The organism is Bacillota bacterium (assembly GCA_033549065.1).
Taxonomy (GTDB): domain Bacteria; phylum Bacillota; class Dethiobacteria; order DTU022; family DTU022; genus JAWSUE01.
This window is the reverse complement of record JAWSUE010000001.1, coordinates 241,462-250,920: the sequence shown is the minus strand read 5'-3', so window position 1 is coordinate 250,920 and position 9,459 is coordinate 241,462. Positions and strand designations below refer to the sequence as shown.

The 9,459-nt window shown below is 39.6% G+C and carries 8 protein-coding genes; 6 read left to right on the top strand and 2 right to left on the bottom strand.

Features of this window, described 5'->3' with window-relative positions:
- Nucleotides 1-544 precede the first annotated feature (544 nt).
- Nucleotides 545-1,201 carry a TrkA family potassium uptake protein gene (locus tag SCJ97_01215; GenBank protein MDW7738663.1) on the bottom strand — a complete coding sequence of 219 codons (657 nt, stop codon included), beginning with the start codon at nucleotides 1,199-1,201 and terminating at the stop codon, nucleotides 545-547.
- Nucleotides 1,202-1,661: 460 nt separating this feature from the next.
- Here SCJ97_01215 and SCJ97_01210 point away from each other — a divergent pair, with 460 nt between their 5' ends.
- Nucleotides 1,662-3,056: an MBL fold metallo-hydrolase gene (locus tag SCJ97_01210; protein ID MDW7738662.1), complete on the top strand. Its 1,395-nt coding sequence runs from the start codon at nucleotides 1,662-1,664 to the stop codon at nucleotides 3,054-3,056.
- A gap of 127 nt (nucleotides 3,057-3,183) precedes the next feature.
- Here SCJ97_01210 and SCJ97_01205 read toward each other — a convergent pair whose 3' ends face one another.
- Entirely contained in the window at nucleotides 3,184-4,023 is an 840-nt protein-coding gene (locus tag SCJ97_01205; protein MDW7738661.1) for a phosphoenolpyruvate hydrolase family protein, read from the bottom strand.
- A gap of 280 nt (nucleotides 4,024-4,303) precedes the next feature.
- Between SCJ97_01205 and SCJ97_01200 the strand changes: the two genes are divergently transcribed.
- From SCJ97_01200 to SCJ97_01180, 5 genes are all read left to right on the top strand, one after another.
- On the top strand, nucleotides 4,304-4,753 hold the full coding sequence (locus SCJ97_01200; protein ID MDW7738660.1) for a universal stress protein: 450 nt from the start codon (nucleotides 4,304-4,306) through the stop codon (nucleotides 4,751-4,753).
- A 302-nt stretch (nucleotides 4,754-5,055) separates the two neighbouring features.
- Nucleotides 5,056-6,168, top strand: a complete 1,113-nt coding sequence (locus SCJ97_01195) for a TRAP transporter substrate-binding protein (GenBank protein ID MDW7738659.1) — start codon at nucleotides 5,056-5,058, stop codon at nucleotides 6,166-6,168.
- A 188-nt stretch (nucleotides 6,169-6,356) separates the two neighbouring features.
- A complete protein-coding gene (locus SCJ97_01190) occupies nucleotides 6,357-6,776 on the top strand; it encodes a TRAP transporter small permease (protein MDW7738658.1) in 420 nt (139 codons plus the stop codon).
- On the top strand, nucleotides 6,773-8,077 hold the full coding sequence (locus SCJ97_01185) for a TRAP transporter large permease (GenBank protein MDW7738657.1): 1,305 nt from the start codon (nucleotides 6,773-6,775) through the stop codon (nucleotides 8,075-8,077). The genes SCJ97_01190 and SCJ97_01185 overlap by 4 nt, the downstream gene beginning before the upstream one ends.
- A gap of 72 nt (nucleotides 8,078-8,149) precedes the next feature.
- A complete protein-coding gene (locus SCJ97_01180; GenBank protein MDW7738656.1) occupies nucleotides 8,150-9,448 on the top strand; it encodes a phenylacetate--CoA ligase in 1,299 nt (432 codons plus the stop codon).
- The last annotated feature ends 11 nt before the right edge of the window (nucleotides 9,449-9,459 follow it).

Below are 9,459 nucleotides of genomic sequence, written 5' to 3'. Positions count from 1 at the left end.
GGATCATCGAATTCTTTTTCCAAAACATCAAGGTAGCCGAGAGATTTAACCGTTTTAGCCTTCGGTTTGCCGGTAGTTTTGTCGCGGTAACCTTTTTCGATTGAGAGATAAACTCTGCCATCTTTCCGACGTGACTGTTTAAGGTTCATAGGCGCCTCCATCAAAGTTATTATATTGATTATATTATATCATACAATGCTATACATTACTATACTTATATATGCATAAAGAACAAAAAAATATGGCCATAAAAGGCTTTGATTAAAGGGTTTAGGGGGTTATCATGTAAATATTGGTGTAAAAGACGCGGGTTCTGGAGTTTTTATACAGCTCTGGAACTTTTTTTCGTGTAATCTTATTTTCGAAACCATTATTAGGAGAGGTTGTGTTGTATCACCTGTTTCCTCATTCCAATTCACGGTCATATTGTTTGCCCAGATAGCCATTCTCATTCATCGGCGGTTAAAGCTTTAACATCAACATTTCCTATGTAGTATTTTATCCAGGTTCTCCTTTGTTAAGTGTTAAGTTTAAACAAGCTGTTTTAGATCCATTGCATTTTTTTATGTGCTTCATTTGAACCGATAGCTACAATCACATCTTCTTCCTGAATGATATCATCTGGCAGTGGTAATAGAACCTGGTCTTCATTACTGTCCCTTCGAAGAGCGATGACATTAATCCCGTGTTTTTTGCGTAAATCAAGCTCCTTGAGTGTTTTACCTATCATGTTTTTTTTCGCTGCTACTTCAACAACGCTATATTTATCTGAAAGCTCAATTAAATCAATCATTGAAGGGGCAATTATATTTCGAGCCAATCTTTTACCCATATCGCGTTCTGGAAAAACTACATGATCAACTCCAAGTTTTTCGAGTACTTTTCCATGCAGTTCTGATTGTGCCTTGGCTACAATAAACTTTGCTTCCAGTTCTATGAGCATTATTGTAGCCATAATACTGACTTGTAAATTATCACCAATTGCTAAAATAACAGTATTAAAATCTTTAATACCTAATGCTTTAAGGCTTTCTTCGCTTGTAGCATCGCCCTCTATTGCATGGGTAACCTCATTACTGATCATTTTTACTTGTTTTTCATCGTTATCCATAACCATTACTTCATGCCCCAGTGCATAAAGATTTTGAGCTACACTTGAACCGAACCACCCAGCGCCTATTACCAAAAATTGTCTAGCCATTTAAACACCTCTTGGATTAATTTATTATGGTAAAGCTAGCCAATAATAAGGTCTTCCTCGGTATATATTAATCCGTCGTCTTTGGTTTTAATTCTGGTAATAGCAACAAAAAATACCAGATATTACATAATTTATACTACCAGCTAACCATCATATTAAAAGTAAAATTAGTTTGATAATAAAATTGACAATAATTAATCTAACATTTCATCACAAGCATAAGTATCCCTGCATTAATTTTGTAATTATCAATAGTTAAGTCTATATACTTGTGTAAATTCGAGGAGCAATTAAGTAAACTAAGTAGGCCTTTTTTACTTAATAAAATTTGCTGTTGTTATATGCAACGATTCTAAATTAGAAGGAATTAAAGCAAGTTACTCGAAAGGTATTAAAATTTCATAGATAAAAATTTAAAAGACATGATTTAAGTCAGATATTATGAAGCGGAGGTTTATAAATGCGAATAAAATTTTTAGGAGCAGCACAAACTGTTACCGGTTCGTTTTATGTTATAGAAACAGAAAAGACAACCTTTGCAATTGACTGTGGCATGTTTCAGGGCTCAGCGGCGCTCGAAGATCGCAATAAAGCAGCGTACACCATCAATCCTGAATCAGTTGAATTCTTGATTTTGACTCATGCTCACATTGATCACTCTGGTTTAATCCCTAAACTTTGTAAAGCCGGCTTTAAAGGTAAAATATATTGTAGCACAGCTACAAAAGACTTATGTGAAGTCATGCTGCCCGATTCCGGTCACATCCAGGAATGGGAAGCTAACAAGAATAACTATGAATTAGAAAAATCAAATCAATCTTTGATTGAGCCGCTCTATAATGTTCAGGATGCAGCTAACGCTCTTAAACAATTCAGTATTGTGGATCTTGATGAAGCCAAACAGGTGGCAACAGATGTGAAATTTATTTTTCGTGAAGCCGGGCACATTCTGGGATCCTGTATTGCTGAAATATGGATAGAAGAAAAAAATGGCAAAATAAAACTGGTCTTTAGTGGTGATCTGGGTAGGCCGGGACAACCTTTTATTAGAGATCCTGCCTTTATTGAAGAAGCTGACTACCTGGTGCTTGAATCAACCTACGGAGATCATTTACATCCCGAAATGCCTGACAGGCCGGAATATTTAAAAAAAATAATTGACGAAACTATGAAAGAGGGTGGCAATCTGATCATTCCATCCTTTGCCGTAGAAAGGACACAGGATCTCTTATACGATTTAAGCATCTTACAAAGCCAGGAGCGCCTGGATCCAAATATTGAGATCTATCTAGACAGCCCTTTAGCTATTAAGGCTACGGAAATTTTCAAACAAAATATTGAACTTTATGATCGGGAAACAAACCACTTGATCAAAATAGGGCACCACCCGTTGAAAATGCCTAACCTAAAATACTCCAGCACAAAAGCTGAATCAATAAAACTAAACGACAGAAATAGTAATACCATTATTATTTCAGCAAGTGGCATGTGTGATGCAGGCAGGATACAATATCATTTATTGCATAACCTTTGGCGACCTGAGTCCACAGTTTTATTTGTTGGTTATCAGGCAGAAGGTACCCTGGGTCGTCAAATTATTAGTGGGGATAAAAATGTCGAATTGTTTGGAAAACAAATAACAGTTAAGGCCAGAATTGAAGACAACAGAGCATATTCAGCTCATGCTGATCAAAGAGATTTGCTGAATTGGTTAAAAGGCATTAAACATAAGCCGAAAACTATTTATATCGTCCATGGTGAAGAGGATGCGCAAACAGCTCTTTCTAAAAAGATTTGGGAAGAATTCAAGATAGAGACAGTTATTCCGGATTGGCTAGATGAGGTTGAACTATAACCATTTTAAGATGTTTTGATTATTAATTCATATTATTATGTCTGATAAATTTGCAATAACAAATTTGTTAACATCTAAACACAATAACCTTCCGAAGTGTTAGCGCAAAAAACAACTGGCCACACTTTTATGGTATGTTGATCTGTTTATAGTCTTTTACTGTTTTTAGAATAGCCTTTTCTACGGGAATCCTTTCTATACTCGAGCCACCGATATACCCATCAAGACCCCTTGTTTGTTCTAAGATGGAGGCAAAATCTGCAGGATCTACAATGCTGCCACCATGACACATTGTAAAAATTTCAGGATTAACAGCTCTCGCAGTATCAATGATCTCCTGGACGCGCGAAGCTGATTCACTGAAAGAAAAAACTGTTTCCGAGCCAATACTTCCCCCGAGAGTGTTCCCAAGATGGGCAATAACCAGATCTGCTCCAGCCGCTGCCATTTTTTTCGCTTCCTCAGGGTTACTGACAAAGACCTGTGTAAACATATCTTCTTCATGGGCAAGATGAATCATCTCTACTTCGCGATCAAAGGTAATACCCGTCTCTTCTAAAGCCTGCCTAAATGTGCCATCAATACAAGAAATTGTCGGTGCGTTGTGAATGCCTGAAAAGCCAATCGCTTTGACCCGGTTAATAAGAGTGCTCAAATCCCTTGTCACATCGCATCCCAATAGTCCGGCTATGACCGGTATTTCCTTTACAGCGGGCATAATCTCACGTTCGCCCAGTTCCATAACCAGTGCATTATTATCACCTATCGGTAGATAACCGGCAAGCGAACTGTGACCGGCCATACGGTACCGAGCCAGAATGTAGGTCACCAATAAATCCGCCTGTCCTATTTCGCACATCTTAGCGACAATACCGTTGCCCACAATTGCTGAGATGATTGGTTTTCGGTCGCGGACTTCTAAACGTAACCGAGCAATGACTTCTAAGCGGGAATAACTTTTAGCCATAATATTCACTCCCAGTTATCAAATGGACTTGCCGTTATCACTAACAGGTCAGGCCGAACCATCTGTCACAATTATAGGATCTATAATGCTATCGGTAAATACCCATAATTGGCACTCGACAGTTTCGTGTGGTTTTTTCGAATTGACATTGGCTATAAATCCCTTTTGTTAAACTATATATACTTACTGATAAAATATTGATTCTGATTGCAGTTTAAAGGTGGTATTATTAATTTAGGTCACAACTGGTTGTGAAATATTATGAAAAGGGGTATGGCAAATGAAAATTTTGGTTTGTACGGACGGATCTGAACATAGCCAAAAAGCCTTGGAAAAGGTTTCTTCTATAGCCAGTGAACTTAATGTTGAAGAAGTAGCCATCATACATGTATATGACAATAAAAGTGATTTATCTTCTCTGACATCTGAATATATCACAGCTGAGATTTTGGAAGGTATCAAGAAAGCTATGGAAGTGCATGAAAAAGAAAGAGAAGAAATACTGGAGGAAGCTCAGAAATTTTTTAATGAAAAAAACATTAAGGCGCGTAAAATTTTTAAAGAAGGGCATCCATCTCATACTATTATAAATGTTGCTAATGAGGAAGGATTTGATTTAATTGTAGTTGGCAGCAGGGGGTTTGGTGGCCTGAAGAAAATTTTCCTCGGCAGTGTGAGTAATGCAGTGGTTCAGGAAGCAAGAAACTGTTCCGTGCTTATAGTTAAGTAGCAAAAGAAATTATTTTATTTATTTTATATTAAGAAGGATTTTTCTTAACCTTGCCGAATAATAGTCACTGTAGCATGGTAGAACGGCAGGGTAAGTTGAAAACAGGTACCGGCCGATAGGCCGGTTTCTTTTTATTTTTTCATACTCCCGGCGGAGTATTTTTTTTGCCCTGACGAGATTATAGATCCATTGCAAGGGGGCGTGGAAATCAGAGATGCTAATCTAGAGAGGGAAAGTATTGCTGCTTATTTTGTAATTCTTGATATGATCGCATTTATTAATTCATTCAGGAGGAACAAATAATGAAAAATTCGTTTATTTTATTACTATTTATTTTAACTTTTCTTATTGTACCTGCAATTACCGGGTGTCAAACATCTTCAGAACCGGAACCTGTCCCTGAAACTGAAGAGGAGCTGGAAGAAACGGCTCAGCAAATTACTTTACAATTTGCGACTTTCTGGCCTGCAATGGATTTCCAGGTTACCGAGGGGCATGAGGTTTGGGCGAAAGAAATCTCGGATAGGGTTGCTTCGGAGACTCCGCATACGATTAATTTTCAATTTCATCCCGGCGGAGCTCTTCTTGGAGCAGTCGAAATATATGAAGGTGTTGCCGCAGGGGCAGCTGATCTGGGAACAACTTGTCCCTCTTATACTGCGGGGATTTTCCCTTTAACAGAGGCTTTTGAACTTCCCGGATATAATAACGATAATGCGCTGGTAGCATCTTTAACAATGTATGAAGCCTGGAAAAGAAATGAATTACTGCAAAAAGAGTACGAAGATGTAAAAGTAATGTTTTTCTGGGCGACCGGACCGGGGGATTTCATGACCAATATACCTGTTAGAATATTGGATGACCTTTCCGGACAGCAAATCAGAGCTGTTGGCGGAACAGTTCCCTCAGTAGAAGCTTTAGGAGCTGTTGCAGTTGGTTTGCCCATGAGTGAATCCTATGTGGCTTTGGATTCAGGGATTGTAAATGGCATTCTTGCTCCGACCGATACTCTTCAAGGGTTCCGTCTGGCAGAAGTAACCAGTTATATTACAAAAACTCCTTTTATCTATAACATAATTTTCATGAAGGTGATGAATTGGGATACCTGGAATTCACTACCTCCTTCAGTTCAGCAGATTTTTGAAGAAGTTAATGAAAAATATGTTATTGAGTATGGCAAACTTAGAGCCGACTATACAGTCGAAGGACAGAAGTATGCTGTGGAAGAATATGGACATGAGGTATTTGAATTGGATGCTGATGAGCAGGCAAGGTGGATTATGCGACTTGAACCCATGGTTCAGACATGGATCGAAAAAACTGATAATCTCGGGTTACCTGGACAAGAAATTGTTGATCTGGTACGAGAATTAGATACCAAATTTTCAGCGGAGTATGGTGACTATGGTAAATGATGCATAAATGAGATTGGAGAGTTTATTTGCTATGGAACATATTATTATTCGCCTTCCTCGGCCTGAATATATAACAGGAACTTCTTAATAACTGGGGGTGGGTGTTCTTGATAAACCAATTGGAGCGATTTGTGCATGCTATAAGCTTTCGAACAGCGCAAATTGCTCAAGTTGTTCTCTTATTTACAATGCTGATCATCATTACCAATGTAATCATACGTATACCGTGGAAGCCGTTACCTGGGTCGGTTGAAATTGTAGAAATGTGCGGCGCGATACTGCTGGCTACGGCTATAGCTTATACTGCGATGATGAAAGGGCATATTACAGTTGGTGTACTGGTAGAGCGGTTTCCACCAAGAATACAGGCGGCGGTAGATCTATTTACGAACTGTATCACTCTTTTATTTACGTCTATGCTGGCCTGGGAAACATTTGTTTTTGCCACGAGGATGTCGCAAAGGGGTTATTCAACACCTAATCTTCTAATACCTATTGCGCCTTCTGTTTTTCTGGTTGCTTTCAGTTTTACTATGCTTGCCCTGGTACTTTTATTAAACCTTACTAAAGCAGCAATTATAGTAATAAGAGGGAGTCAGGACAGATGACTTCATTTCAAATAGGATTAATATCCATCGCCTTAGTTTTCTTGCTTCTTTTTGCACGCATGCCCGTGGCCTTTGTTATGCTGGTGGTGGGGATGTCTGGTTTTGCTTATCTTACATCAACTAAGGCTATGTTCTCAATGGCAGTACAGACCATTTATAATACTTTTGCATCTTATTCGCTGATAGTAATACCCCTTTTTGTCTGGATGGGCTATATAGCTTTTCATTCCGGTTTAAGTTCGCGGATCTATGATGCTACCTACAAGGTAATGGGTAATTTAAAAGCAGGGCTTGCTCTTGCTACTATAGGTGCCTGCACTGCTTTTGGAGCGATCTGTGGCTCAACTACAGCCACGGCAGCGACAATGAGTGCTGTTGCGCTTCCTGAAATGAACAAATACGGTTACAACCGTTCTTATTCAACTGCAACCATTGCCTCCGCAGCGATTCTGGGTGTTATGATACCGCCCAGTGTTATTTTTATTCTTTATGGAATAGCGGCAGAGCAATCTATTACAAAACTATTTCTGGCGGGGGTATTACCGGGTTTTTTGCTGATGGGACTTTTTATGCTGGTTGCTTATGGTTTGGCATTGCGTAATCCGGAATTAGCTCCACCCGGGCCAACGGTACCCTGGATTGATAAATTCAGGTCTATCATAAACGGGGGAATCGAAGTTGTTATTATCTTTATTGCAGTTATGGGGGGGTTATTTGCAGGATTATTTACCCCGACTGAGGCTGGAGCAGTTGGAGCTTTTGCAACTTTAGCAGTTGCTTTGTTCAGACGTCAGCTTAACTGGCGAGGCTTCGTCAACTCATTAACAGACTCAGTGCGCATATCAGCGATGATTATGTTTCTTGTAGCTGCTGCCGCGATTTACGGGCGGTTTATGGCAATTACAGGACTTCCTGGAGGACTTGCCCGATGGGCTGTGGAGCTTTCCCTCCCCCCCGTAGCAGTTCTTGCAATTATTCTAGTCATTTACCTTATTCTCGGCTGTTTTATAGATGCTTTGGCTCTTATTTTATTAACCGTACCAATATTTTTTCCGGTTGCTGTCTCGCTCGGCTTTGATCCTATATGGTTCGGGGTGATTATTGTTTTAGCCTTGGGAATGGGAGTGATAACACCACCAGTAGGGGCTAATGTATATGTTGTTGCCGGTGTCGATCGATCAACACCGGTAATGGAAATCTTTCGGGGCGTTGGGTTTTATCTCTTAGCTATTATCTTATGTATAGCAATATTAACCCAGTTCCCTGCTATTGCGTTGTTTTTGCCAAACCTTCTAAAATGATTTTATGACAGCCGACAAGCTCTTCAATATAATTTCTGAATTGGTATCTCGAGATTGGAGGAAAAACAGTAAATGTGGAACCGTAAATACGAAGAAATGGATCGCGAGAAGTTGCAGGTTTTACAATTTCTGAGGTTAAAACAGACAATAGAAAGAGTTTATCAGTTGGTTCCCTATTATAGAAAAAGTTTCCAAACAGCAGGTGTTGAGCCAGGGGACATTCGTTCCCTGGAAGATCTAAAAAAACTTCCCTTTACAGTTAAAGACGACCTGAGAGATAATTTTCCTTATGGCCTTTTTACAGTTGATTTAAACGAAGTGGTACGTATTCACTCTTCCTCAGGAACAACAGGAATACCCACGGTAGTTGGGTACACTAGAAACGATCTTGAAACATGGGCTGAATTGATGGCCCGCACTCTTACTGCCGGAGGCGCAACCAGCGAATCGGTGGTACACATTGCTTATGGGTATGGTCTCTTTACCGGAGGACTTGGCGTCCACTATGGAGCAGAAAAGATTGGGGCTACGGTGGTTCCTATTTCAGGTGGGCAAACGAAACGGCAGGTTAAGATGATGAAGGATCTTGGAACAACTCTGCTCGCCTGCACACCATCCTATGCGTTATTTATAGCTGAAACAATTGCTGAAATGGATCTTAAACCGAGTGATCTAAAATTGAGTTCAGGTGTTTTTGGCGCTGAACCATGGTCAGAAAATATGCGTCGGGTAATTGAGGAAAAATTGCAAATTGATGCCTTTGATATTTATGGCTTAAGTGAGATAATTGGACCCGGTGTATCCTATGAATGTATTGCAAAAAGTGGGTTACATCTAAGCGAAGATCATTTTATCCCTGAAATTATCGATCCTTCTACAGGTGAAGTTTTACCGGAAGGGGCTACCGGGGAACTTGTCATTACTACTATCAGTAAGGAAGCATTGCCGATGATTCGTTACCGGACTCGCGATATTACAAACTTGAACAGTAAGCTATGTTCCTGTGGAAGGACTCATAGCAGGATGACAAAAGTCAGTGGTCGTAGTGATGACATGCTTATCATTCGCGGAGTTAATGTATTTCCATCTCAAATAGAAAGTATTCTTTTAGAGATGGGTGAAACTGAACCACACTATCAATTGGTTGTAGACAGGGTTGGCTCACTCGATACGCTACAGGTATTAGTTGAAGTATCTGAGCAAATGTTTTCGGATTATATACGAGGGCTTGAATCTCTTGAAAATAAAATACATGTGGAGATAGAAAATATGCTGGGTGTTTCAGCAGATGTAAAACTCGTTGAACCAAAAAATATTCCCCGCAGCGAAGGTAAAGCCCAGCGCGTAATTGATAAACGTTTACTTAAGTAAGGGAGAGATTA

Bases quoted from the DNA above. Each gene is read 5' to 3' on its own strand.
- SCJ97_01200 (MDW7738660.1), top strand. From the start codon at position 4,304: ATGAAAATTTTGGTTTGTACGGACGGATCTGAACATAGCCAAAAAGCC.
- SCJ97_01215 (MDW7738663.1), bottom strand. From the start codon at position 1,201: ATGGCTAGACAATTTTTGGTAATAGGCGCTGGGTGGTTCGGTTCAAGT.
- SCJ97_01195 (MDW7738659.1), top strand. From the start codon at position 5,056: ATGAAAAATTCGTTTATTTTATTACTATTTATTTTAACTTTTCTTATT.
- SCJ97_01205 (MDW7738661.1), bottom strand. From the start codon at position 4,023: ATGGCTAAAAGTTATTCCCGCTTAGAAGTCATTGCTCGGTTACGTTTA.
- SCJ97_01190 (MDW7738658.1), top strand. From the start codon at position 6,357: ATGCTGATCATCATTACCAATGTAATCATACGTATACCGTGGAAGCCG.
- SCJ97_01210 (MDW7738662.1), top strand. From the start codon at position 1,662: ATGCGAATAAAATTTTTAGGAGCAGCACAAACTGTTACCGGTTCGTTT.
- SCJ97_01180 (MDW7738656.1), top strand. From the start codon at position 8,150: ATGTGGAACCGTAAATACGAAGAAATGGATCGCGAGAAGTTGCAGGTT.
- SCJ97_01185 (MDW7738657.1), top strand. From the start codon at position 6,773: ATGACTTCATTTCAAATAGGATTAATATCCATCGCCTTAGTTTTCTTG.